Below are 26159 nucleotides of genomic sequence, written 5' to 3'. Positions count from 1 at the left end.
CAAGATCATACCAATGATTGCAGCTCGGGCGGGAGCTGATGGTCGGGTGTGACTTACTCGCCCAGTTTGGCATGCACCTCATCGAGGTCGATCTCGCCGATGGGCATCTTGTTGGCGGGGTTTTCAAAATCGTATTTGAACACCTCGAAATCGCGCTTGTAGATCTCATAGACCAGATGCATCGACAGATCGTCAAAGTACTCCTCGACCGGATGAGCCCGCTTGGGACCGTGACCTTCGCTTTCGTTGAAGCGCGGGATCTGCGCCAGATCGACCTGATGCGGCGTCTCGATGGCGTCCAGTACATCCTGCATGCCCTCATTGAAGGCTTCGGTCCAGATCACCTTGTCGTAGCGCCCGCCGTTGCAGATGAAGGTGGAAACATGGCCCGAGGTTGCGGACCAGTGGATATCGGGATCCATCGGGCGGCGAAACTTCACCGTGTCGCGGACAAACAGCAGGAAACGGCGAAAGCTCTTGATCTGGTCAAAGGGCTGCTTGCCATCGTCACCGCCCACTTCGATCCCGTAGTCATAGGTGAGCTGCGGCACCAGATTGCCCCGGTAGCGTTTGCCATTGCGCTGGATGCCGCAAATCTTGTCGAAGAAGGAACTCAGCACGCGCGTGTAAGGGTTGCGCACGCAGGTGAACGCATAGGATTTCTGCGACTGCACATTGCCGGTAATCAGCGGCTGGCTGTCCAGCAGAGCCCATTTATGCAGCCCGCTGGTGGCATCATGGATATCGCCATCGAAGAACCGGCCATGATCTGAGTAATACATGATCTGACCAATGGTCGAGCAGGCACATTTGGGCACCACGCGGTAGACCACGCTTTCGCTCTCTGTCATCCAAGTGCCCGGAAATCCCATTCTTGCTCTCCCAGTCCGATGCGCTGCAATAGGCGCCATCTGCCAGCCTAGTCGTTAAAAGCTAAATAATGCGGTTTATTCAGTGAGAATTCGTCAGTATCAAGGAAACAATCAATCAAAATAAGACCCCGGGGCGTCGTCATGGCAAAAATCGCATATGTTCTGCTGTGCCATAAGGACCCGGAGGCGATTATCCAGCAGGCAGAGCAACTGACTGCCGCCGGGGATTACATGGCGATCCACTTCGATGGCCGGTCTCCGACGCGTGATTTCCAGCAGATCCGAGCCGCGCTGAAGGACAACCCGAATGTCTGCTTTGCCCGCAAGCGGGTCAAATGCGGCTGGGGCGAATGGTCTCTGGTTCAGGCGACGCTCCACGCGCTTGAAAGCGCCGTCGCCACCTTCCCTCGGGCGACGCATTTCTACATGGTGTCCGGCGACTGCATGGCGATCAAGACGGCCGAATACGCGCGCCAGCTGCTGGACGCGCAGGATTGCGATTACATCGAGAGCTTCGATTTTTTTGAAAGCGACTGGATCAAGACCGGCATGAAGGAAGACCGGCTGATCTATCGCCATATCTTCAACGAACGCAGGAACAAACGCCTCTTTGATCTGAGCCACATGGTGCAGAAACGGCTGGGCCTGACGCGCGTCCTGCCCGAGGATATGCAGATCCAGATCGGCAGCCAGTGGTGGTGCCTGCGCCGCCGCACCGTGGAATGGATCCTGGCGTTCCTGAAGGACCGCCGCGATGTGCTGCGGTTCTTTCGCACCACCTGGATCCCGGATGAGACCTTCTTTCAGACCCTGGTGCGCCATCTGGTTCCCGCCAGGGAGATCGAGAGCCGCACGCTGACATTGCTGATGTTCTCTGACTACGGAATGCCGGTCCAGTTCTACAACGACCATTACGACATGCTGATGGGGCAGGATTTTCTCTTTGCCCGCAAGATCAGCCCCGAGGCACAGGAGCTGAAATCCCGGCTCGGCGCGCTTTATGCCGCACAGGGGGTTGAGTTTCAGATCTCCAACGAGGGTCGTAACCTCTATGAGTTTCTGACCAAACGCGGACGCAACGGGCTGCGCTTTGCCCCCCGTTTCTGGGAAACCGAAAGCACGCTCGGGCGCAACCGCGAATTGCTGATCATCACCTGCAAGAAATGGCATGTGGCCAAACGCCTGATCGAGCGGCTGCGTGAGGTCAGCAACATCCCGGCGCTCGCCTATCTGTTTGACGAAGAAGGCACCGAGATGCCCGACCTCGGCGGTATCGAGGCGACATTATGGAAACGCACCCGCCACCGCCGCGCGCTGGTTCGGATGCTGTTTGACTATTATGAGACCGACCGGCTGGTGATCTGCCTTGACCCTTCGGCGTTGGAGCTGATGCAGGATTTCTGCGCGGACCGGGCGGTGACACGTCTGCTACAGATCGAATGCTACCTGAGCGACGATTATCTCACCGGTCATGCCGAACGCATTGGTCTGGCCGGTCAACAAACCTCAGCCGCCGCACTGGAGCGGCTGCTGCCGACGATCCGCAACGATATCCAGCATGAATCCGACCGCATCCGCGATGTGGGATTTGATCACCTCAGCCTGATCCGCGAAAGCGACAGTGACGAGCAGATCGCCGAACAGCTGATGCCGTTTCTGGCGCTGGACCATGACGCCGCATTGAGCCTTGCCCGGACCGAGCATCTGTTCTCTGACTAGGGGGCCATCTGGGGCTGCGCAGTCGGCAGCCCCGCTTGTCCTGCGCTATTTCTGCTTCCAGCTGTCCAGCCAGCGGCGCAACCGGCCACGGCGTTCCGACAGCGCATCGCCGGCAGCATAAAGGCTGTCTTCGACATTCTCGACCATCGGGTCGATGCGCGCCCGGCGGAAACGGCGCCAGCGCACATATATCGCCCAGACCACCGCTGCCAGCAGCGTGAGGAAGATGATGTTGAACCAGTTCACCTGGGTATGATCCGGGCCGTCAACCGGTTTGACCGCAACCGCGTTGGGAAAGATCGACAGGAATTCATTGCGCCAGCCATAGTGGCGGACCAGCACCCACTGCGGGTCTGATTTGGTGGACGCGAGATCGGTCAGCTCGGCCTGAAGATTGGAGCTATCCAGCTTGAAATACGGCGGCCAGCCCCAGCCGGTGTCCTCGTTGCGATAGACGATGGGGCGACCATTGGGAAAGAAAGCCTCGACAAAACGCACGTCGCGGTTGACGCTGGTCGCGCTTTCCTGCGCGGTATCCTGCTGTGCCCAGAAGATCGAGTTCTCGCCGAAATCGACCCGGCGCACCTCTGTCTTGACCACGCGCACCACGTCGTTCTGCGGCAGCGTGTAATGCAGAAAGGCCCCCGCCAGCAGCCAGAAGGTGAGAATGAACACCCATTTTACGTAACGCATCAGCGACCTCACATGAAATTCATGACATAAACCAGAAGCCCAATGGCCCCCAGCGGCACGATATAGACCAGCAGGATCAGCCTGCGCCGCAGCGAGCGGTCATATTGGTGCAGCCCGCGCTGGATGAAGGCGGAACGGTCTCCGGTCAACCCCTTCTCGGTCCAGCGGCGTTTCAGCTTGGCCCGGCGTACCTCGCGCGAGTAGAGCGACACCAGGGCATAGATCACCGTCAGCACCACAAGAAGGATCGCCATCAGGCGAATGAAGGCAAACATCAGCGCCGCCCCCGCGTATTGCCCCGGCGACCTACCACCCCCCAGGGGCCGACCCGCTCGACCAGACGATCCGGGGAAGGCGCCTGCTCGCCCCCCCGACGGCGGGCCTCGACCGCAGGGCTGCGACCGCTCATATCCGGCTCATGGCCAAAGAGAGCAGCCCGCGCGCCGGCCTTGTCCACGGCATATTCCCGCGCAAGGAAGGTCACGACGTGATCCTTCTTGTTCTCTGGCCAGCCGCGATACTGCTGATAGAACGCCTCCTTGTGGCAGATGAATAGCTGGCGGAAATCCAGCGGGGTCAGCTCTGCCAGCAGCATGTTGACCAGATCGCGATCCGGCGTATTGGTTGCCCGCAGGCAATAGAAATAGGCGGGATGGTCCGATTTGATCAGGGGCCATGCGCCGCCGCTATCTGCCCAGCGGACCATGGCCGCCATGCCCTCGAACTCCGCAGGCAGATCACTGGCGTGACGCGCTGCCAGCCGCCGCAGATCGCTGCGCGACAGGCCCGAGAGGTCCATGCCCTTATCCGCCAGAACACTGATCGCCAGAAATCCCATCTTCTGGCGCAGGATGGCCGCGCCATCGACGCCGCGTGCGCGGATGATCGGCTCCACCAGCCCGTTCAGCTCCAGAAACTTGGCAATGGCGTTCTTCTGGCCAAGGTCGAACACATGGTCCAGCGGCACGCCCTCGGGCTTGGCGCCGCTGGCGATCACCGCCGGGTGCTCCACCCTCTGAAACACGTAAAGCCCGCCGAAATGCGCGGTCCAGAAATTCTGCTGCTCAAACACCTCATGCTTCAGCCGCACCGGGTTGCGGGTGACATCGCCGGTTTTTTCCGCCGTCTCGATCATCTCGGCGATCAGCGCGTCATCGAACCAGCCGTCTTCCTCACTCTTGAACCGCTCCACCAGCTCCGCCAGCCGATCCGCCTGCCGCAGCGTGGCCCGCGTGGTGTCGGCCTCGATCCGCACCTGACGGATATCGAACAATTTGGCCGGGGTCGTGACCTCGAAGACCGAATTCACCAGCTCGCCCGCCACCGCATCCGTGGCCGTCAGTGCAAAAAGCTGGCTTTCATTGGCGGCAATGAACCGGCGCAGAATGTCCCGGCTGGTGGAGAATTTCACATTCAGGAGCGGGCAGCGCTTCTGTTCGGTGCTGAGCAGGATGAACTGCCGGTTGACGCCCGCATGGTTCAGATAGTGATTATCGCCCAGCTCATCACCCACCTCCGGCGAGTAGCCAGAGATATCGACGTGGAAATCCGTCAAAGCCGTTGTCTTGCCGGTCAGATGCTTCAGCGCGCGGTTATAACGCTCCACCAGCGCGGGCGAGGCCACATGGAAGAGATTGCCGAACATCAGGCCGTTTTGGATGAGGCGTTTCATTGGGTGGCCTCCCCATAGTACATCCACTTTATTTCCACTAAAAACTGGTCCAACTGCATTGCCTGCAAACGTTCTTGCTCAGCCTCGGATAAGTTTGCTGAATCCTCAACAACCCGAGCTAGAAGTTCTGCCATTTTGTCGAAGCGGCTTTTCTCAAACTTCCGGTTGGTAACTTCCCAACCATTGGCTACCTGCCCTCGCCAGTGTCTCGAGGCTTGCAAGAAACGCTCAATCACACGGCTGAGAAAAACATCGGTGTTGATCTCACTCGTCAGCCCGCTAGACAAGTCGACCCTCTCTGGTTGAGAGTTCCCGTTTTTTCGTAGACCAAAGATCAAATGGAGATCTGAGCCTCTTTTCATAATAGCTTCGATATGCTCAAGACGCCGTTCCAAGAGTTCCTTAGCACGATGCTCCCGGCGTTGTGCTTGTTCGCCACGAAAGACTTCAGCCTGCTCTTTCATCACTGCGACTTGCTGTTCTTGAGCTTCGCGAGCCAGCTTTAGTTCAGACCGTGTAGCGGCAAGCTCCTCTCGTTGCGCTGCCAATTCTTGGCTCTGCAACCAGACTGTTATAATGATCCACAAGAAGGCAAGGACTCCGGCAATGCCGGCAAAGGTATCACCAATCTCATTTGGCGGAGACGTGATCAACGCCCAGACGCGCAACTGCCAACCACCGTCACTCGTAAATTGCGGCAACAGAGCCAATGCGGCCACCAACGTCAGAAAAGCCTTTGTGATCGCCTTACCCACGTCCATTGGACGGTCACTTTTCAAACCGCTTCGAATCGAGCGCCAGTGATTTGCAGCCCACTCAATCACTTGGAAACCTCCTGAAACTCTGTAAAATCTCCCCGCCCGAGGCGCTTACGGCTCGGGCTGCGCCCATCCGCCCCGTCAAACCGAAGGTTTGCCTCCGGCAAAACGGGCGGGCGCTCCGCTTCCGCCCGCGGACAGGCTCTGCCCTCATGTTGTGCTCAACTGTCACGAACTTCGACCTTTTCTGTGTGCTCTGACTATCACAGCAATAACCACCGGGGACGCATAGGCGGAGGCTTTCACTGCCATTGGCCACAAAGGCGCGCTGTCGGTCGACAAACTTCCAGACCATTGCAGACCAGATAGGCCGATCAGAACAACAGCAGGCACCAGCAAAGCTGACAGCAGTCCATGCACCACCAGCTGCTGCCTCACGGCAGGCACCAGGAACCAAGTTGCGATAGGCACGAGCGTCCCAGCCCCATCGCCAATAACAATGAAGCGTAGTTCACCCCTTCCCCTCCAGATACCGCCGCTTGGCCTCTTCCTGCCGCCCGAAATCGCGCACCATGTTCTCAATCGCCACCTCATCCGACTTGTCAGCATAGCGGAACTCGCTGTCGGCGTAGCGGTTGATCTCCTGCACCACCATGTCGACTGTGATCGGCACCCGCAGTTCACCAATCATCGCGGATTTGGTCTCGTAATCCTTGAACAGGAACAGCTCCGGATTCTCCATCCAGTCGTCCGGCAGCTCGAAATCCATCGCCCGGACCTTGACCGCATCGGTGATGTTCTTGATAGCGCGGCCGGTAAACCGCTCATCGGCCTGCTGGATGGCCTTCAGATAGGTGCCCAGCTTGGCAAGGCTGTCCAATTCGCCGATCTGGTCATGCACCCGGCCAAAGACCTCCATCAGCCCCGGCTCCTGCGGGCGGTTGTGCGCCTCGAACGACCGCGCGACCGCCTTCTTGATCTCCTGCGCACCGTACAGATCATGCTCGCCCAGCGGGATCGCATGGTTCTTGCCCATCAGAAGGGTCAGGATGTCGATGTAATCCTCCCGCGTCTGCGGCCCGTCCACCAGGAACCGCGCGCCGGCCCGCTGCCGCAGGGCGTCGTCCACATTTTCCGGGTAGTTGGAGAACATGCCAAAGGTGCAGTTGCCGCGCACCACGGTATTGGCGCCGGCAAAGGCCTCCATGAACACCGCCGTCACCTCCTGCTGGCCCGCGCTGGACTGCCGGTCGCCGCGCTTGCCTGCGATCTGGTCGATGTCGTCGATGGTGCCAAAGCCGATGACATGCGGGTCGATCACATTCTGGATGAAGGATTTGGCGTTCTGCCCTGACTTGCCCTGATAGCTGTCGATATTGTCGATGCCAAAGTTCTGGTAGCGGAAGGCATAGCCCGCATTCTGGCAATACTCATGGATCAGACCGGCCATCATCTGGATCAGGGTCGTCTTACCGGTCCCCGGCTTGCCGTCGCCCATGAAGGTGAAGATGAACCCGCCCATTTCAGCAAAGGGGTTCAGGCGGCGGGTGAAATCATAGGCCATCAGCATCTTCGCCAGCCGCATCGCCTGGTATTTGGCGATATGGTTGCCGACCACCTCATGAGGTTTCTTGAACGCCATGGTGAGCGTGGTGGATTTCGCCTTGGCCGCAGGCTCAAAGCCGCTGAGGGTCAGGTCATCCGCCTCCACCCGCCAGGCGGCAGCGGTAAAGGCCCCCAGCCGCGGCGCGTTCTGCGCCCGCAGGGCGGCCTTCTCCATCAGCTGCTCGGCATAAGCCGCCGTGGCCGCAATCAGATGCGCATCATCGGGCGCGTGCAGCGCCAGCTTCTGGTCCAGCTCCCACAGCGCCCCGTGCAAAGCCTGCGGCGCATTATCGGTCAAAAGCTCCTCCGCCTCGCCCACCTCGGCCTGCGCCTCGGACCCGTGCGGTGCCAGCAGATAGGCCGCGGCATTGGCAAAGACATGTGCCGCAATCAGCGCCTCGGCGGCCAGCAGTTCGGTGAACTCCCCCTTGCGCGCCGCGTCCAGCGACCCCGCCAGATTGGCCCGCTTCAGTTCCGCCAATCCGGACACATCCGCATAGGCCTCCCCCATCGCCAATGAGACCGCCAGCGCCCGGCGCAAGGCGTGCTGCAAGGTCGCCTGCAGCGGCGAGGTCAGCGGATCATCGTCATCCGCCGCCTCGATGCGGGCAATCAGATGCACACCCTCAGGGCGCGCGGTGGAGCGTGTGACCAGCCCCGGCGTGGTGGAGCGGAAACGCCGCCGCGTGCCAATCCCGGCTGAGCGCTCCGGCGCCTTGCCCTCGATCGCAGGCTTGGCAATGCGCGGGGTGTGGTCAAACCCCTCCAGCATCGCTGCCGCAGCCGCGTAATGCTTGCGGATATCCTCTTCCCGCAGTTCCATCTGATTGCCTGAAATGCTCATCTCACCCTCTCAATCCGTCGCTTGCGGGCATAAAATCCAACCCGCGCTTCTTCTGGCCATAAAATATCCCCGCCGGAGGCTCCCGCCCCAGCGACACGCGCAGGCGTCAATACCGCAGCACCTGCCCAGTGTCGCTCACCACAAACTTCTGCACGTCGGAAAATCCCGGCGGATCCAGCTCTGCCAGCACCTGGAACGGGCGCTGCGGCAGGATGATGGCGCGCTGGGTGCGGGTCGCGCCGGTATCCGCGCCGCGCCCGCCAAAGGGGTCAAGCGCAAAGATCTCCCGCTCCACGGTGCCGAACCAGCCCGCGCGCTCCTCGCGCACGTCTTCGCTCTCCAGCTCCTCCAGCGTCCAGGCCAAGGCCCAGTCCTGGCCCGCGGGCGCCTCCGCCTCCTCCAGCACCCGGTGCAGCGGGCCTGACTGTTCGGTATAGGCAGAGGAATACATCGGCCCGACGTGGTAGCGGCGCAGATGCTTGGGGTGGAGGTCGTCGAAATCCTCATCAAACCCCTTGGCAATGGTCACCAGCTTCAGCCCCGCCAAGGCCTGCGCCATCAGATGCGCCTGCACCTCGGGCCAGCGCCGTTCGTCCTTCGGCAGGGCCACCTTGCCGCTGTCCTCCAGCTCCATCAGGTAGATCGCCGGCAGGTTCACCTGGCTGTCGTAGGCTGCCCAATGCAAGAGGAAGCGCCGACGGCGCGGGCCAAGGTTTTCCAGCCATTCGCAGACCGGATCATTTTGGGTCCAGAACAGCTGCCCCTTCATGAGCTCCTGATAATAAAGCCGTTGCGACAGAGCGAATTGCAGTTTTGATGGCGTTGTGCGCTCCGAGATGATGGTGCGCACCATATCGTCTTTCAGCTGCGCCTCACTGGCCATATTGGCCAGGTGCCGCTCCGCCTGCTGGGCGTCATTGGCCATGGTCATCAACTCGGCGGCGACGGGAAATCCGCTGTCGCGCTTGTCCATCGCCAGGCTACCAAAAAAGCGGCCCGTGTCGCGCCCCGCCATCAGGTATTTCATCGACAGCGCGCGGAAGGTGAAGTTCAGCCGCATCAGGTAGGCGGTCAGCACCTTCACATCGGATTTCGATAGCCGCCCCTCCGCCTGCATCGCTGCCGACACCCGGGTTAGGTGCCGGATAATGGTCTCGAACTTCTTGAAATACCGGCGTGAGGCGAAGGTATCGCTGAGGCCGGCGTGATCATGCGAGGGATCGGTCATGCGCACACCCTTTCCGGACATACCGCTTGCGGCGCGGACAGCGCCCGGCCGCCCCCATCAAACCGAAGGTTTGCCCCGGGCAAAACGGCGGGCGCTACGCCCCCACCCGCTGCCGCGCTCAGTCCTCTATCATGAAACTCACGGCTGAATCTTTTCATCCATCCAACTTTCATATCGCGCGTACCAAATAGACAGGCCCGGCATCCAAAAGCTGAACACTCGCAGCAGATACCTTATTCCCCGCAACAGCTCCAAAGACCCCAATAGGCCAATAGTTAACCAAAGGCTCCAGCTTCCAAATCGGATGAAACCAACGAGAAAGAAGCACGCCGCAGCAAAACCGGTCACGACGGCGCTGATCAGAAATCGCTTTTTCAGCCGCGTTTCCCGGGAACCCGGTCTGGCATCACCTAGCAGAGACCGTCTTCGGTACATCACCCCCCATACAGGTTCTTGTCGTGCTTCTCGACAATCGCCGCAAACCGGCGAGCAAAGCGTTCATCGGCCTTCGCCTTCTTCTCCAGCACGTCGCGGGCAAACACCATGTTGTCCTCGTGGCTTTCCAGCATGTCAGCCATCTTCTGGTTGGTGGCGGTGCCGATTGCGGCCATCGCGGTCTGGGCTTCCTTGTCGGTCTGCACGCCGATCTCGTTGATCCGGTGCGCCACATCCTGCTGCTGTGCGGTCTTCAGCGATTTGGTCAGCGCGTCATACAGCACCACCCGCTGCTGGGTGTCCGTCTGCAGCTTGTTGATCAGCACCATCTGCGTCGCTGCCTGGTTTTGCAGGGAGTCGACCCAGGTCTTGCCCTTCTCGATATAGCGCTCCAGCGTCTGGGATTTCGCCAGTTTTACCTGCTCGTCCTGCACCATCGCGTTGTATTTTGCGTTGATCTCCGCCAACTCTGTCTCCAGCTTGGTGCGTGCCGCAGCGTCCTGCTCAACAGAGATTTTGTTCTCAAGCTCGATGATCTGCGGGTCCAGCGCCACAATCTCTGCACGCACGCCTTCCAACTCCTGCACCGTCAACTCGCGGTCGTCCAGAGTGGCCGAGAGGTTCACCTGTACCTTCTCGCGCTGCTCTTCCAGAGTGGCCAGCTGGCCCTCCAAGAGTTTCACGATGACGTCGGATTTGGCGATCAGATCCTGAAGCTTGTCGTCGATACTGGCGGTGCGCATCCGCTCCTGGCGCATCGAGTCCGATTTGCCCTTGGAGAAGAAGCCGACAAAGCTCTCCCAGCCGGTTTTCGAGCGCATCTCGTCGAAATCTCTGGAGAAGGCTGTTGTCACATCGTCGAGGCCCATGATCAGCTCGGCGATATTGGCGTTCATCACCTCAGTGTGGGCGTGAACATCCTCCAGCGTCGCGTTTTCGATGTCGATGCTGGCATCCTCGCCCGCCTCGATCTTGCTACGCGCCACCTCGATGCGCGAGGTCAGCGCCTCGATCTTGGATTGCGACTCGCGCACCTTGTCCTGGGAGGCGCGTACCATCTCGTCAAATTGTGATTGGCTCATAAAGTGCCCTTTCTGCAATGCCTTATGTGTCATATGGGGAATGTGAACATAATTTACATCCCCCGGATAAAGAAAACCCGACTGCCGTGCCGTCATCAGGCACCAGACATCAGGCCGGTTGGCGATAGTTTTGCAGAGCCACCCCGCAATGAAAAGACCGACCGGCTCCCCGATCGGTCTTTGCCGTCAGATGACGCCCCCACCGTGCGGCACGGCGGCTCAGACGGACTGAATTTTGGACAGCACCAGAAACGTCATCAGGCCAAAGGGCGGCAAGGGCTGATGATGCTCCACGGACAGATGATCTTCACCGAGGATCGTGTCGAGTTCAAAATCCGAATGCCAGCCCAGCACATTGGCAAAGGGCGCCGAAACCCGTTCAATGAAGGCCAGCACCCCCTGTTCGCGCAGAAAATGATTGGTGATGACAACCTTGCCCCCGGGTTTGAGGACACGGGCAATCTCGCCCATCACCTTCTCTGGATCGGGCACAACCGACAGGACATGCATGGCAGAAACGGTGTCGAAGGTGGCATCGGGGAAATCGAGCGCGCGCGCATCCATCTGACGCAGTGCCTCGACATGATGCAGCTTGTTTTCGGCGACACGTTTTTTCGCCTTGCGCAGCATGTCTTCGCTGAAGTCGATACCGGTGACTTTCAGGTGGGATTTGTAGAGCGGCAGAGAGAGGCCGGTGCCAACGCCCACCTCCAGAACCCGACCGCTGCGATGTTCGTTGACGTACCCAACAGCGCGGCGGCGGCCGACATTGGTGATCGCCCCGAAGGTCTTGTCATAAACGGGCGCCCAACGGGCATACGACGTTTCAACAGCCTTTATATCCAATTCTCCACCCTTACTCTTTTATGCGCCGGTCTCCGGCGTTTTCCTCTTAACCAATCCCCAGGCCACCATCGCGGCATACCCAAGGCACAGGATCACCAACGTAATCCATGCGTAAATCAGGACGGCTGCCCCCGCAAAGGCAAAACCGACCAAGAAGTACTTCACGTTTTCGCGCGAAATTTTGACAGCCTTCAGCGACCAGGTTGGCACATGGCTGATCATAAGCAATCCAATGACAACCATGTGAAGGCAAATCAGAATGTCCGGGACCACCGGCGCGTCGGCGAAGGCAAATGAGATGAACATCGGCAGCATGGCCAGGAGCGCCCCCGCCGGAGATGGGACGCCTTCGAAATAGACGCTTTTTGCGGTGACTTTCTGCTCGGACTTGGTGGAGACATTAAAGCGCGCCAGACGCACCACGCAGCAGACCGAGAACACCAGCACCGCGAGCCAGCCGAGGCCGCGCATATCCTGCAATGCCCAATAGTAGATCACCAGCGGTGAGGCGACGCCGAAGTTGAGGAAATCCGCCAGCGAATCGAGCTCAGCGCCCATCTTGCTGTCGCTGCGCAGGATACGCGCCAGACGCCCGTCAAACCCGTCAAGGATCGCAGCCGCCAGGATCAGCTGAACCGCCAGCGTGTAGTTGCCCTGCACCCCAAAGCGGATCGCAGACAGCCCCGCACAGATGGCCGCGATGGTCATCATGTTCGGCAACAGCTGGATCAGCGCATATTCGGATTTTCGCTTCTCCGGGGGGTGGTGCATGGCTGTGATATGTCCTTGTTCACGACCGGGATCCACCGCAGCCCCGCATAAGCCGGGAACCGGGCGTGATCGCTGGATCAGATGTCGCCTTAGCGCACATATGCCTCATGCCGGACGCCAGCGCAATCTTTGCGACACACCGGTCCGGTCTGACGGCAGGATCATCCGACACCCGCAGCGAAGACGCGCGGCACCCCGCCGCTCGCAGATCGGGGGAGACCTTCGGAAGTGCGATGTGGCACCGTGCCTTGCACGGTGCCACGCCCAACTGGGACGGCCTCCCTTCGGGAGGCGGGGAGCAGGCGGGAGCACTCGCCTGCCGATAATATTTCAGCCCATCCAGCGCCGGGGTCAGCCGACGACGTTGAACTCCGGCCCGTAGGGGTATTTGGTGATGTTCTCGTTGCCGTCCTCGTGGATGATCAGGATGTCATGCTCACGGTAGCCGCCGGCGCCGGGCTGGCCGTCGGCGATGGTCAGCATCGGCTCCATAGAAATCACCATGCCCGGCTCCAGCACCGTGTCGATGTCCTCGCGCAGCTCCAGCCCGGCCTCGCGACCATAGTAGTGCGACAGGACGCCGAACGAGTGACCATAGCCGAAGGTGCGGTATTGCAGCAGGTCCTGCTCCTCAAAGAAGGCATTGATCTGATGAGTGATCTCCGCACAGCTTGCCCCCGGTTTCAAGAGCGAGATGCCCAGCTCATGAGCCGCCACATTGGCCTCCCAGATGCGCAGCGAGTCGGCATCCACCTCCTTTACAAACATGGTCCGCTCCAGCGCGGTGTAATATCCTGAAATCATCGGGAAAGTATTCAGGGAAAGTATATCTCCGCGCTGCAGGGTGCGGCCGGTCACCGGGTTATGGGCGCCATCGGTGTTGATGCCGGACTGGAACCAGACCCAGGTATCGCGGTATTCGGCATCCGGGAAACGCTTGGCAATCTCCAGCTCCATCGCGTCACGGCCCGCCATCGCCACGTCAATCTCCCGCGCACCTTCCCTGACCGCGTCGCGGATGGCAAAGCCGCCGACGTCCGCCACCGCAGCACCGGCCCGGATCATCTCCAGTTCAGCTGCGGATTTGCCCATCCGCTGGCGCATGGTCGGCTCATAAAGGTCCACCAGCTGTGACGGCTTCAGGAAGCCCTCCAGCTTGGCCTTCTGCAGCAGGGTCAGGTGGTCGCTCTCATAGCCGACCACCACGCCCTCGCCGCTTACCGATTTGATGGCACGCCAGAAATTGTCACGCTGCCAGTCGGTATAGGTGATGTTGTCGCAGAACGAACGACGCCAGGGCTGGCCCGCGTCGATACCTGCCGAGATGGTCACGGCTTCGCTTGCGGTCACTACCAGGCCGTAAGCGCGGCCAAAGGCGCAATAGGTGAAGCCAGAGTAGTAGGAGATGTTGTGCATCGAGGTGAAGACCGCGGCGGACACACCAGTGTCTGCCATGATCTTGCGCAGGCCTGCGATCCGCGTCTCATATTCGGAGACGGCAAATTGCAGCGGTGCCTTTTCACCATTGTGAAAACGATACATTTCAGGACGTGAAGTCATAGTCGACCCTTCCATCTTACAAGAAAGGTCCCGGCGTTCAGGACGTGTTTTTTGAGATCAATCATGGGCAATATGCTGTGCATGCGGCGACGCCATCGCCTTACCCGTGACACCACGATAGGCCGAGCGCCACCACGGCGCTGGTTCGAAATCACCAGCTATCGCCCAAAAGCGACCTCAACACGGGCTGCCGAAACGCCCCCTGGAAAGATAAGGGCCGCAAATTTCTGCGGCCCGGTTATCGCGATCTTTCGGATCGGCTACCTGGTCAGCAGCTTCACCAGATCGCTTTCAGGATCGGCCAGCGGTTCGACCACGTTGAAATGGTGCTTGCCGAAGGCGATCACGTGATCTGCGTCCCAGGCTTCGGTGAGCCAGACCGCCTGATCCAGAAACGCCGGGCGTTCTTCACCGCCAACCCAGACGGTGACCTCCGCCCGATAGCGGTCCTGCATATCCACCGGGCTTTCCGCCGCCGCACTGGCTGCCTCCATCTTGAACTTGTCGTTCATTGAGGTCCGCAGAAGCGGTCTCAGATCCGCAAGAGGCGAAATCGGCACAACCGTCTGGATGCGCTCCCCCACCTCGGCGGGCAGCAGCGCCCTGTCCAGCATCCGCGCCACCAGATGCCCCCCGGCCGAATGCCCGGCCAGCGAGATCGGGCCGGGCACCTCTGCTGCAATGGCCGTCACCGCCGCCGCAATCTGGCGGGTGATATCGGCAATGCGCACCTCGGGGCAGAGGTCATAAGAGGGCATGGCGACAGCGTAGCCATGGGCCAGCGCCCCGACCGCAAGATGGGACCAGCTGGATTTGTCAAAGGCGAGCCAATAGCCGCCATGGACAAAGACAAGGAGACCCCTGCTCTCTCCTTTCGGGAAGAACAGGTCATATTTCTGGCGTTCGCTGTCCCCATAGGAGACGTCAATACGCGACCGCTCCCGCATGGCGTTGCGGAAATCCTCGGCCGAGGCCGCCCAGCGTGGCGGATAGCTTTCAGCGTTCTCAATATAGGCCCCGTTGGAATATGCGTCGTCCAGTTCCATGCCGGACCTCCCCTTTTTTGGTATTTGCCCTACCTGACTACCTTGGGTCGGACATGTCAAACGGCCCACGGCAACCGGCGGCGCAATAGCGAGCCACATACCGCCGGTATATTTGATCAAATTCTGGACTCATCACTCTTTCTGGACATATCAAGTGACAGCTGATTTCCATTCCCAGCAAACGACATCCGGGAGGCAAGCCATGCTTGACGCGACTACAGATCTGAAATCCCTGCTCAAAGACCCCAGCCTGCTGGAAAGCCGGGCCTATATCGGCGGCCAGTTCGTTGATGGCGACGACGGCACCTTCGACGTGATCAACCCGGCCCGTGGCGATGTGATCGCGCAGGTGGCCGATGTCAGCCGCAGCCAGGTGGCAGGCGCCATCGCCCAGGCAGAGGCCGCGCAGAAGGACTGGGCCAAATGGACCGGCAAGGAGCGCGCGGGCGTGCTGCGCAAATGGTTCGACCTGATGATGGCAAACCAGGAGGATCTGGCGGTGATCCTGACCGCCGAGATGGGCAAGCCTCTGGCGGAATCGCGCGGCGAAATCGCCTATGGCGCATCGTTCATCGAGTTTTTCGCCGAGGAAGCCAAACGCATCTATGGCGAGACTATTCCGGGCCACCAGCGTGACAAGCGCATCACCGTTCTGAAACAGCCGATCGGCGTTGCAGCCTCCATCACGCCGTGGAATTTTCCCAATGCGATGATCACCCGCAAGGCGGGCCCGGCGCTGGCGGCTGGCTGCGCCTTTGTCTCCCGCCCCGCCGAGCTGACCCCGCTGTCGGCGACCGCTCTGGCGGTTCTGGCGGAGCGCGCCGGCATTCCTGCTGGTGTGTTCAATGTCGTCCCCTCCTCCAATGCGTCTGAGACCGGCAAGGAGTTCTGCGAGAACAAAGCCGTGCGCAAGCTGACCTTTACCGGCTCCACCGAGGTTGGTCGTATCCTGATGCGGCAGGCGGCAGATACCGTCATGAAATGTTCGATGGAACTGGGCGGCAACGCGCCATTTATCGTGTTTGACGATGCCGATCTCGACGCGGCTGTCGAAGGCGCGATCATGTGCAAATTCCGCAACAACGGCCAGACCTGTGTCTGTGCCAACCGGATCTACGTGCAGGCCGGTGTCTATGACGCCTTTGCTGCCAAGCTGAAGGAGGCCGTGGCCAAGATGACGGTTGGTGATGGCCTGACAGAGGGCACACAGTTCGGGCCGCTGATCAACCAGAAAGCTGTTGAAAAAGTGCAGGCACATATTGCCGATGCCAAGGAGAAAGGCGCAGAGGTGATCCTGGGCGGCAATCCTTCGGAGCTGGGCGGCACCTTCTTTGAGCCGACGATCATCACCGGCGCCACACAGGATATGGTGTTCTCTCAGGACGAAACCTTTGGCCCGATGGCACCTCTGTTTAAATTCGAGACCGAGGACGACGTGATCGAGATGGCCAATGATACCATCTTTGGCCTTGCCTCCTATTTCTATGCCAAGGATCTGAGCCGGGTCTACAAGGTGGCCGAAGCGCTCGAATACGGGATTGTCGGCGTTAACACCGGCATCATCTCGACCGAGGTGGCGCCGTTTGGCGGCGTCAAGCAATCGGGGCTGGGCCGAGAGGGCAGCCACCATGGCATTGAGGACTATCTGGAGATGAAATACATCTGCATGTCGGTCTGATCCGCAACATAGGGCCCCGACAGATCGCTGTCGGGGCCTTCTTGCATCATCAAAACTACATCGAACCGTCACATTCCCGTTAGGCAGAACGGGCAGGAGCATGGGCAGTCAATTGTCCAACTTTCGGAGTAGCAGATGTTTCCGCGCCTCATGTGCCTGACTTCTGTGCTGGCCCTCACCGCTGGTGTCGCCCAGGCAGAGAAATCCTTTAACCGCGTCGCGGCCTTTCCCGTTGTCCAGAATATGGCCGCCGGTGAGGATCAGACGCGCGAGACCTCGCCCGAGATCATCGACGTCACAGCGGATGGCATGACGCTGGTCTATACCGACAGCCCGCTGGGCGCGCTGGGGCTGATTGATATCACCGACCCGTCCAATCCGTCCCCCAAGGGCAATATCGCCCTGCCGGGTGAGCCGACATCGGTCGCGGTTGTTGGCAGCACGGCCTATGTGGGCGTGAACACCTCTGAGAGCTACACGCAGCCCTCGGGTCTGCTGACATCCTTTGACACGGAAACAGGCGCTGAAACCGGATCCTGCGACCTGGGTGGTCAGCCGGATTCACTCGCCAAGTCCAAGGATGGCGCCTTCCTCGCCGTGGCGATCGAAAACGAGCGGGACGAGGATCTGAATGATGGTATGCTGCCGCAGATGCCTGCGGGCAATCTGGTGCTGGTGAATACCACCGAGGGAGGCCTTGATTGCGCGTCGATGAAGATGGTGAGCCTGACAGGCCTTGCTGACATCGCAGGCGAGGACCCGGAACCAGAGTATGTCTCTGTGAATGGGCTGGGGGAAACCGTCGTCACCCTTCAGGAGAACAATCATCTGGTGATCGTCTCCAGGGACGGCGAGATCGTGAACCATTTCTCGGCAGGGGCTGTCGATCTGGAGGGTATCGACGCCACGGACGAACGCGGTGCACTGATTTTTGAGGAGAACCAGACGGGTCGCCTGCGCGAACCGGATGCGGTGACCTGGATTGATGACGCCCATTTCGCCACCGCAAACGAAGGCGACTATCAGGGCGGATCGCGTGGCTGGACGATCTTTAACAAGGACGGCACCGTCGTCTATGACAGTGGCACTTCCTTCGAACATGCAATCGTGCAGATCGGCCACTACCCTGACAAACGCTCTGACGCCAAAGGAGTGGAACCCGAAAGCGTGATCTTCGCGGAGTTCGACGGCACACCCTATGTATTTGTCGGGGCTGAGCGGGCGTCTGTTGTCGGCGTCTACGATGTCAGCGATCTGGCCAACCCGGTGCTGACACAGCTCTTGCCCTCGGGCGTCGGCCCGGAAGGCTACGCTGTACTGCCTGAGCGCAATCTGCTGGTCTCCGCCAATGAAAAGGACCTGATCGACGACAAGGGCCCCCGCGCCCACGTGATGATGTACGCGCTACAGGATGGCGCGCCGGTCTATCCGCATCTGACCTCTGCCGGGGCGGATGAACTGATCGGCTGGGGCGCGCTATCGGGCATGGTCGCGGATGCCGATGGCATGATCTACGCGGTCAACGACAGTTTCTATGGCTTCCAGCCCTCGATCTTCAAGATTGACCCCAGCCAGACACCGGCCCGCATCGTCGATGTGATCCGCATCCATCGGCAGGACGGCAACCCCGCCCAGAAACTGGATCTGGAAGGCATTACGCTTGACGGCGCAGGCGGCTTTTACGTGGCCTCCGAAGGCCGCAGTGATCGCGTCATCCCGCACGCGATCTATCACGTCTCCAAGGATGGTCTGATAAAGGCAAAGACGGGTGAAATCGGTCTGCCCGCCGAACTGATGGCGGTTGAAAAACGCTTTGGCTTTGAAGGCATCACCAGGATCGGCGAGACGCTCTGGATGGCGGTTCAGCGCGAGTGGAAAGACGATCCCAAGAACCACGTCAAACTTGTGGCCTACAATCTGGAAACCAAGGAATGGGGGGCGGTCCATTATCCCAAGGCTGAGCCGCAGACCGGCTGGACCGGCCTGTCGGAGATCGTGGCGCATGGCGATTATGTCTATGTGATCGAACGCGACAACCAGCATGATTTCCGCGCCATCACCAAGAAGATCTACCGCATTCCGCTGGCTGAGATGCAGCCTGCGCCGCTGGGCGGCGATCTGCCGGTTGTCAGCAAGGAGCTGGTCCGCGATCTGCTGCCCGATCTGACCGCAACCGGTGGCTACGTGCTGGACAAGGTCGAAGGCCTCGCGATCACTGCCGAGGGAGAAGGCTTTGTCGTGACGGACAACGACGGCGTCGATGATGCCTCCGGCGAGACGATGTTCTTCTCTATCGGGATGGTCAGCCAGCTCAAGGTGAACTGAGCCGACTCCCGACACAAAATCAAACAGCCCCCCGGCGGATCCGGGGGGCTGTTGTGTTTCTGGATTGACCGAACTCAGCGATCAGCGCGGATCAGTTGACCGGTTTGGCGTCCAATTCGCGGGTCTTGTTCGAGGTGATCTCGATCCGGCGCGGTTTCAGCGCCTCGGGCACCTCGCGCTGCAGGTCGATATGCAGCATCCCGTCGGAGTGGCTGGCGCCGGTGACGCGCACGTGGTCGGCCAAGGTGAACCGGCGCTCAAACGCGCGGGTCGCGATACCGCGATGCAGGTAGGTGCGGTCGCTGTCATCCTCGGATTTCTTGGCCGAAACGACGAGCGCGTTTTCCTTCACCTCGACACCCAGATCGGCTTCGGAGAAGCCCGCAACGGCAATCGAGATCCGATAGGCATCAGCGGCGGTTTTTTCGATATTGTAAGGGGGATAGCTCGGCTGCGCGACATCAGAGCTGAGTGCACGATCCATCAGGTCGGCGATCTGGTCAAAGCCAATGGTGGCCCGGTGCAGCGGTGCAAAATCAAAACTACGCATGTGTCATCCTCATCAGTGAGCGATTTCAACCTGCCCTCCCAATCGGGACGGGCGTCTGAAGCGTCGGACCCCGTTCATCGGCGATCCGAACAGCACTGAGATAAGGACTGGAATTGCCGGTTCAAGAGGGCGTCCACCCTCTGGGGCGCACAAATTTCTCAGCTTTCATCCGGTTGCCGACAGCCGCCGAAATGCGCCTGAACCGCCGATCTACCGACCGGCTGCGGCCAGCGGCGCGAAATCTCATTGCTTGATGAACTTGGCCCCTGAGGTCGTACCCCGTTCGCCCACAGTTACACGCCCGACACCGGGCGGCATCTGGCCACCGATCCGGCTTCCGGCCAGCTGCGCGCGCAACAGCGCCAGCTCCTCAGCCAGGGCGGCCCCGAGCGCAACCTGCTGGCCTGAGACCTCGGCCTTGGCAGAGACGACCGACACGATCTTGGGCCGACCGGCATCAAAGGAAAACACCGGCGCACCGGAGGAGCCGTAGTCCACATCGCAGGACATCACCAGCACCCCCTCCTGCCGGGCCATCACGGCACAGACATCCTGAAGCGACGGCGCCTCCGATCGGTCATGCGCATAAGAGACAACGCCAATCCGGGCGCCTTTCTCCGGGCGCTGATCGGTTTCAAACGGGGTCACAGTGGTGTTGCGGATCGGTCTCTGCAGCTGCAGGAGTGCGATATCGTTGCGCACCCTGTCGGTCGACACCTTGCCATCGTAGATGTAGCTTGGATGGATCACCGCCTGACGCACGCTGCGGTAGGCCGAGGCCCGACCATTGCGCCACCCGGCTAGAAATTCGATGGTCTGCGGCTCGATCCGGGTGCGGCTGTCGCGATCATAGAGGCAATGCGCTGCCGTCAGCACCAGATCCGGCGCGATCAGCGCACCGGTACAGAACCCTTCGCCATTGACGTCCAGCCGACCAACCGCCTGCCAGTCACGGCCCGCCTCTGTGGTTTCGAGGCGCTGGAGACGGCTGTCATCGGCTAGCGTTGCCGAGGGCACAGCTAAGCTCGACAGCGCAGCTGCGAGCGACAGCACCAGCTGCCTGATCCGTATTCCCGCGCTCATCATTTCGCCGCCCCATGTCCCAATCGCTCGCTTCCGAGGGTAAGCACTGCTTGGGGCAAAATTACGGCAAGCGGACGTGGAATGCACCCGGGCAGTTTAGCGCCTGCGGCGGCTTCTTGCCGACCGCGTCAGCGCAAGATCGGGATCTCACCGGCCCGTGTGTCAGTGACGCTACCGCCCAGCTGGAGCGCGCGCGGCTTGGGGCCGCCTGTCGCCCAGTCCAACAGCTCAACAGTGTGCACGATAGGCAGCTCGGTACCCGATCCGATCTGCATCATGCAGCCAATATTCCCGGCCGCGATGAGGTCCGGTTTCTTCGCCTCAAGCGTCTTGACCTTACGCGCCTTCAGCTCTGCCGAAATTTCCGGCTGCATCAGATTGTAGGTTCCGGCCGACCCGCAGCACAGATGTGGATCCGCCGGTTCAACAATAGAGAAACCTGCCCGCTTCAGAAGGGTCTTGGGGTGGGTTTTGATCTGCTGGCCATGTTGCAGTGAACAGGCCGCGTGATAGGCCACGGTCAGCTGCTTGTCCTCACCTTCTGGCAGTTCCAGCTGCATCAGCAGTTCCGATATGTCCATGGCAATGGCCGACACCCGCGCCGCATCTGCCGCCAGAGGATCATTTCGGAACATATGCCCGTAGTCTTTCACCGTCGTGCCGCAACCGGAGGTGTTGATCACAATCGCATCGAGGCCCTTCCAGTCCATCTCTGTGCACCAGGCGCGGATGTTCTTGGCAGCGGTGGCATGGCTTTCGTCTTCGCGACCCATATGATGTGTCAGCGCCCCGCAGCACCCCGCCCCTTCGGCGACGACAACCTCGCAGCCGAGACGGCGTAACAGGCGGATCGTGGCATCATTGATATCGGTGTTGAGCGCCTTCTGCGCGCACCCGGTCATCAGGGCCACGCGTTTCTTGCGCGGTCCAATTGGTGCAAATCGCTGCGGATCATCGTTGCGGCTGACCGGCGGAATGCGCTTCGGCGCCATGTCCAGCATCGCCCGCAATCGCGCGTCAGGCACAAATGCACGAAACGGCCGTGCCAGCTTCGCCCCGACGAGCGCCAGCCGGAAGCGGCCGGGATAGGGCAGAATCCGCGCCAGCAGCCAGCGCAGGGCACGATCGCTCCAGGGCCGGTCATAGTGTTTTTCGATATAGGCACGGGCGTGATCGACGAGATGCATGTAATGCACACCCGACGGGCAGGTCGACATGCAGGCGAGGCAGGACAGGCAGCGGTCGATGTGCTTCACCGTCTTGGCGTCGGGCTTGCGCTCGTTCTCCAGCATGTCCTTGATCAGATAGATCCGTCCGCGCGGGCTGTCCAACTCATCGCCGAGAACCTGATAGGTCGGGCAGGTTGCCGTGCAAAAGCCGCAGTGCACACAGGTCCGCAGAATCTCATTGGCCCGCTGGGTGCCGGGATCGCGCAGTTGCTCTTCGGTAAACGTGGTTTGCATGATCTACCCCATCAGTCCCGGATTAAGAATGCCGCGCGGATCGAACTGCTGGCGCAGCCCCGCAGATATCGCGCCAAGCGTGGCAGGTTGCGGATGAAATTGTCCCAGCTGCTGCCGGGTTTGAGCAGACGCCCGCACCAGCGTTGCATGGCCTGGCACGCCGATCCGCGCCCGCAGGTCAGTCCCCTCGGGCACCAGCGCCCAGATCAGCCCGCCGCCCCAGTCAAACTGCAAAGCCTCCGCCCGCAGTGCGGGCGCCAGCGCCACCGCGTCGGAGGGTTTCACCGAAATACGCCAGACATCGCCCGGTTTGTCGTGGAAAGCTGCCACATCGCGAACCCCCTCCCACAATGCGGTGCTCTCACCAAGAGAGATCTCCGGGGCGCCAAATCCAGCCAACTCCTTCGCCAGGGCTTCGGCACGGTAGGCAACGGAGGCCTCAAACCCCTCAAGCCGGATATAGGCCCTTCGCGCATCCGGATCATAGGCGGCCCCGGTCACATCATAAGGAGAGCCCAGCGCAACCGACATGGCCGCCACTGCTGTTGCCAGATCGGCGACGTCAACCGCTACGGTTCCGCAGGCTTCAGCCTTGGGCAGGACTTTCAACGACAGCTCACTCAGCACACCCAGAGTGCCATGGGCACCGGCCATCAGCTTGACCAGATCATAGCCGGTGACATTCTTCATGACCCGGCCACCGTTGCTAAGCACGTCACCGCGGCCGTCCACAAACCGCACCCCCAACAGGAAATCGCGCGCCGCACCACATTGGATGCGGCGGGGACCGGAGATATTGGCGGCAAACACACCGCCCATAGTGGGCGCGCCATCGGTTCCAAGCAGTCCGCGATGGTCCATCGGCTCAAAGGCGAGGCGCTGGTTTTCACCTGCCAGGATCTGCTTCACCTCCTCAACCGGTGTGCCCGCCTGCACAACAAGCGTCAACGCTCCCGGCTCGTAAAGGGTGACACCGCTCAACCCCGCGACCGACAGCGGCGCGCCGTTGTCGGCGATACCGCGGGTGCCGCCGCCTCGGATACTCAAAGGCCCCTTGGCCCCCGCAATAATCTCGGCCAGTTCGGCCTCACTCTGAGGTGTCATGATTTCACCTTTTCAAAAATACTCTGGGGGTGTGGGGGCAAGGCCCCCGCAACATGCCCGCATCGGGGCCTGTCGACTACCATCTGTTACTGAGCCGCGATTGCGGGCGCGCGTCTGCTTTGCGTTGTGGACAGCGGGAACACTTTCGCCGGGTTGAGCAGCCATTTCGGATCGAACACATCTTTCACCCGCAGCTGCGCCTCGATATCGGCGGGCCGGTATTGATGCAGCATCAGATCGCGCTTTTCGATCCCCACGCCATGCTCTCCGGTGAGGCATCCGCCCACCTCCACACAGAGCTTCAGGATTTCGGCGCCAAAGGCTTCGCAGGTCTCCAGATCGCCGGGCTTGTTGGCATCGAACAGGATCAGCGGGTGCATATTGCCATCGCCCGCATGGAACACATTGGCGACGTCCAGTCCGAACTCCCGGCTCATTTCCCCAATGCGGCGCAGGACAAGCGGCAGCGCGGTGACAGGGATCGTGCCATCCAGACACATATAGTCGTTGATCTGCCCCATCGCCCCGAAGGCCGATTTTCGGCCCAGCCAGATCCGCGCGGCCTCGTCGCTGTCACGCGCCTCGCGCAGCTCCACCGGATTGTGCGAACGGGCTATCTCGGTGATCAGGCTCAGCTGGAGGTCAATTTCCGCATCGCTGCCTTCGACCTCGATGATCAACAGCGCCTCGCACATCGGGTAACCCGCCTTGGCAAAGGCCTCGCAGGCCTCGATGCAGGGCCGGTCCATGAATTCGATCGCAACCGGCAGAACCCCTGCCCTGATGATATCGCTGACGCAGGCCCCCGCCACCTCGTTGCTGTCATAACCGATCAGCACCGGGCGCGCGCCTTCGGGTTTGCGCAGGATCCGCAGGGTCGCCTCGGTCACCACGCCCAGCTGCCCTTCGCTGCCGCAGATCACCCCCAGCAGATCCAGCCCGCCCGCATCCAGATGGGCGCCGCCGATCTCGACCACGGTGCCATCCATCATCACCATGGTGACACCCATGAGGTTGTTGGTGGTCACACCGTATTTGAGACAATGCGCGCCACCGGAGTTCATCGCGATATTGCCGGCGATGGCGCAGGCCAGCTGCGAGGACGGATCAGGAGCATAGAAGAAATCCTGTTCCTCCACCGCGCCCGAAACACTCAGGTTGGTGCGGCCGGTTTGCACCCGGATAATGCGGTTGTCGTAATCCGTTTCCAGCACCGCGTTCATCCGCGCGACGCCCAGAAGGACACAATCGGCCGTTGGCAGCGCCCCGCCGGCCAGCGACGTCCCGGCCCCGCGCGGGACCACCGGCACGCCTGCCTCGTGGCAGATCCGCAGCACATCCGAGACCTCTTGCGTGCTCCGCGGCAGCACCACCAGCATCGGCGGGCATTTGTAGGCGGTCAGCGCATCACATTCGTAGGCCCGCGTCTCTGCGGGATCTTCGACCAGCGCATCCGCAGGCAGCACGGCAGAAAGACGCGAAACAAGTTCAGCCTTGCGCGACAGGACGGTCTGATCCGGGGCTGGCATCTCCATGGGGCTCTCCTGTGGATTGCTAAATTTGGTAAACTAATATTACCAATTATCCAATCTGGCAAGCCCCGAGTTCCGGAGGTAGGGTCGAGCCATGACACTGCTTGACCGTATCGCCCTGTTTTCGCCCCTAGATCTGGCGGCCTGCCTGTTGTTGATGCTCTGCTGGATCGGCATCGGCTGGCGCATTGAACACGCCACTTCGGAGCATCCCTCGGTCTCTGGCCTGATGGCCGAGTTCCGCCATGCCTGGATGAATCAGATGGTGCAGCGTGATCCCCGCATCTTTGACGCCCAGCTGATCGCAAATCTGCGACAAGGCAGCGCGTTCTTTGCCTCTGCCTCGATGATCGCCATCGGCGGAGGACTGGCACTGATCGGCAATACCGATCAACTGGCCGGTGTGGCGCAGGATCTCAGTCTGGAGAGCGCGCCTGCCTTTGTCTGGGAAGTCAAAATCCTGTTGGTGCTGTTGCTGTTGTCCAATGCGTTCCTGAAATATGTCTGGGCGCATCGTCTGTTCGGCTATTGTTTTGTGCTGATGGCCGCTGTGCCCAATACCGACGCCGACCCCCGTGCCTATCCCCGCGCGCGACAGGCAGCAGACCTGAGCATCACGGCCGCGCGCAGTTTCAACCGCGCCATGCGGTCCACCTATTTCGCGCTCGCCGCCGTCGCATGGCTGATCGGACCATGGGCGCTGGTTGCGGCGACAATCGTGACCTTTGCGGTGCTTTATCGGCGGGAATTTGCCTCGCAGTCCCGCCAGATTCTGCAGCGGGTCCCGGCAAACGCGACCCCACCCTTAAACGAACCCTCAGGATCCGCTGCCAACACAGAGTTGTGACATTACCGCGGCAGGCTTCGGACCTATACTTGCGCCATGACAAAACTCTTCGCCTTGCTCGTGGCGGTAAGCCTGCCTGCGTCGGCGCTGGCCGATGATCCGCAAATAACTGATGCTGCCGCGCAGCAAACAGCTGGCAGCTGGCGCATCAGCGTCACCCTGCGCCACCCCGATACCGGCTGGGGTCACTATGCCGACGGCTGGCGGGTGCTCGATATAGACGGGAATGTGCTTGGCCTGAGGGAACTGGCGCATCCGCATGTCAACGAACAGCCATTCACCAGATCACTGGCCGGTGTGGCGATACCAGACGGGCTGGACAGCGTCCTCATTCAGGCGCGCTGCAATGTCGACGGCTGGGCTGAGACAACATATACGCTCCGCCTGACCTGCACCTCATGCTGAACACCGCGCGGTGGCCGGTGCCTGCGCACCAGACGCTCTGC

The 26159-nt window shown here is 60.6% G+C and carries 22 protein-coding genes; 5 read left to right on the top strand and 17 right to left on the bottom strand.

Translation table 11 applies throughout. The features are described from left to right. Positions 1–53 precede the first annotated feature (53 nt). Positions 54–872 (bottom strand): sulfotransferase family protein, encoded by an 819-nt coding sequence (locus WLQ66_RS13045; protein ID WP_340546771.1) that lies wholly within the window; start codon positions 870–872, stop codon positions 54–56. A gap of 141 nt (positions 873–1013) precedes the next feature. Between WLQ66_RS13045 and WLQ66_RS13040 the strand changes: the two genes are divergently transcribed. Next, positions 1014–2591: a DUF5928 domain-containing protein gene (locus tag WLQ66_RS13040; protein WP_340546770.1), complete on the top strand. Its 1578-nt coding sequence runs from the start codon at positions 1014–1016 to the stop codon at positions 2589–2591. Positions 2592–2636: 45 nt separating this feature from the next. Here WLQ66_RS13040 and WLQ66_RS13035 read toward each other — a convergent pair whose 3' ends face one another. From WLQ66_RS13035 to WLQ66_RS12985, 11 genes are all read right to left on the bottom strand, one after another. Beyond that, a complete protein-coding gene (locus WLQ66_RS13035; RefSeq protein WP_340546769.1) occupies positions 2637–3284 on the bottom strand; it encodes a DUF1523 family protein in 648 nt (215 codons plus the stop codon). A gap of 8 nt (positions 3285–3292) precedes the next feature. Further along, complete coding sequence (locus WLQ66_RS13030) at positions 3293–3559, bottom strand: hypothetical protein (RefSeq protein WP_340546768.1); 267 nt, start codon at positions 3557–3559, stop codon at positions 3293–3295. Further along, entirely contained in the window at positions 3559–4956 is a 1398-nt protein-coding gene (locus tag WLQ66_RS13025) for a DUF6638 family protein (protein WP_340546767.1), read from the bottom strand. Before WLQ66_RS13025 ends, WLQ66_RS13030 begins: the two co-directional genes overlap by 1 nt. Beyond that, positions 4953–5780 (bottom strand): hypothetical protein, encoded by an 828-nt coding sequence (locus tag WLQ66_RS13020; RefSeq protein ID WP_340546766.1) that lies wholly within the window; start codon positions 5778–5780, stop codon positions 4953–4955. The genes WLQ66_RS13025 and WLQ66_RS13020 overlap by 4 nt, the downstream gene beginning before the upstream one ends. 445 nt (positions 5781–6225) lie before the next feature. Then, on the bottom strand, positions 6226–8163 hold the full coding sequence (locus tag WLQ66_RS13015; protein ID WP_340546765.1) for an AAA family ATPase: 1938 nt from the start codon (positions 8161–8163) through the stop codon (positions 6226–6228). A 106-nt stretch (positions 8164–8269) separates the two neighbouring features. Continuing rightward, positions 8270–9391, bottom strand: a complete 1122-nt coding sequence (locus WLQ66_RS13010; RefSeq protein WP_340546764.1) for a hypothetical protein — start codon at positions 9389–9391, stop codon at positions 8270–8272. Between the two features lie 434 nt (positions 9392–9825). Then, complete coding sequence (locus WLQ66_RS13005; protein WP_340546763.1) at positions 9826–10908, bottom strand: coiled-coil domain-containing protein; 1083 nt, start codon at positions 10906–10908, stop codon at positions 9826–9828. Between the two features lie 219 nt (positions 10909–11127). Then, positions 11128–11754: a class I SAM-dependent methyltransferase gene (locus WLQ66_RS13000; RefSeq protein WP_340546762.1), complete on the bottom strand. Its 627-nt coding sequence runs from the start codon at positions 11752–11754 to the stop codon at positions 11128–11130. Positions 11755–11772: 18 nt separating this feature from the next. Continuing rightward, a complete protein-coding gene (locus tag WLQ66_RS12995; protein ID WP_260079953.1) occupies positions 11773–12525 on the bottom strand; it encodes a CDP-alcohol phosphatidyltransferase family protein in 753 nt (250 codons plus the stop codon). Between the two features lie 351 nt (positions 12526–12876). After that, complete coding sequence (locus WLQ66_RS12990) at positions 12877–14085, bottom strand: aminopeptidase P family protein (protein ID WP_340546761.1); 1209 nt, start codon at positions 14083–14085, stop codon at positions 12877–12879. A gap of 260 nt (positions 14086–14345) precedes the next feature. Next, a complete protein-coding gene (locus WLQ66_RS12985; RefSeq protein WP_340546760.1) occupies positions 14346–15131 on the bottom strand; it encodes a hormone-sensitive lipase in 786 nt (261 codons plus the stop codon). Between the two features lie 202 nt (positions 15132–15333). Here WLQ66_RS12985 and WLQ66_RS12980 point away from each other — a divergent pair, with 202 nt between their 5' ends. Both WLQ66_RS12980 and WLQ66_RS12975 read left to right on the top strand, forming a co-directional pair. After that, positions 15334–16809, top strand: a complete 1476-nt coding sequence (locus WLQ66_RS12980; RefSeq protein WP_340546759.1) for an NAD-dependent succinate-semialdehyde dehydrogenase — start codon at positions 15334–15336, stop codon at positions 16807–16809. Positions 16810–16944: 135 nt separating this feature from the next. Further along, a complete protein-coding gene (locus WLQ66_RS12975; RefSeq protein WP_340546758.1) occupies positions 16945–19134 on the top strand; it encodes an esterase-like activity of phytase family protein in 2190 nt (729 codons plus the stop codon). A 91-nt stretch (positions 19135–19225) separates the two neighbouring features. Here WLQ66_RS12975 and WLQ66_RS12970 read toward each other — a convergent pair whose 3' ends face one another. The 5 genes from WLQ66_RS12970 to WLQ66_RS12950 all read right to left on the bottom strand — a co-directional run bounded on the left by WLQ66_RS12970 (position 19226) and on the right by WLQ66_RS12950 (position 24869). Continuing rightward, positions 19226–19684: an Hsp20 family protein gene (locus WLQ66_RS12970; protein ID WP_340546757.1), complete on the bottom strand. Its 459-nt coding sequence runs from the start codon at positions 19682–19684 to the stop codon at positions 19226–19228. A gap of 243 nt (positions 19685–19927) precedes the next feature. Further along, the gene (locus tag WLQ66_RS12965; RefSeq protein ID WP_340546846.1) at positions 19928–20767 is read right to left on the bottom strand and encodes a trypsin-like serine peptidase; all 840 of its coding nucleotides are present in this window, start codon (positions 20765–20767) and stop codon (positions 19928–19930) included. A 128-nt stretch (positions 20768–20895) separates the two neighbouring features. Then, positions 20896–22230, bottom strand: coding sequence for a glycolate oxidase subunit GlcF (glcF, locus tag WLQ66_RS12960; protein WP_340546756.1), 1335 nt, complete (start codon positions 22228–22230; stop codon positions 20896–20898). A gap of 3 nt (positions 22231–22233) precedes the next feature. Then, positions 22234–23334: an FAD-binding protein gene (locus WLQ66_RS12955; protein ID WP_340546755.1), complete on the bottom strand. Its 1101-nt coding sequence runs from the start codon at positions 23332–23334 to the stop codon at positions 22234–22236. 86 nt (positions 23335–23420) lie between these two features. Continuing rightward, on the bottom strand, positions 23421–24869 hold the full coding sequence (locus WLQ66_RS12950) for an FAD-linked oxidase C-terminal domain-containing protein (RefSeq protein ID WP_340546754.1): 1449 nt from the start codon (positions 24867–24869) through the stop codon (positions 23421–23423). 91 nt (positions 24870–24960) lie between these two features. Here WLQ66_RS12950 and WLQ66_RS12945 point away from each other — a divergent pair, with 91 nt between their 5' ends. Together WLQ66_RS12945 and WLQ66_RS12940 are read left to right on the top strand one after the other, a co-directional pair. Further along, entirely contained in the window at positions 24961–25713 is a 753-nt protein-coding gene (locus tag WLQ66_RS12945) for a DUF599 domain-containing protein (RefSeq protein ID WP_340546753.1), read from the top strand. Between the two features lie 36 nt (positions 25714–25749). Beyond that, a complete protein-coding gene (locus tag WLQ66_RS12940) occupies positions 25750–26118 on the top strand; it encodes a hypothetical protein (RefSeq protein ID WP_340546752.1) in 369 nt (122 codons plus the stop codon). Positions 26119–26159: the final 41 nt, after the last annotated feature.

Source organism: Phaeobacter sp. A36a-5a (genome assembly GCF_037911135.1).
Classification (GTDB): domain Bacteria; phylum Pseudomonadota; class Alphaproteobacteria; order Rhodobacterales; family Rhodobacteraceae; genus Phaeobacter; species Phaeobacter bryozoorum.
The sequence above is the reverse complement of the archived record's forward strand: the minus strand, read 5'-3'. Positions and strand labels throughout refer to the sequence as shown.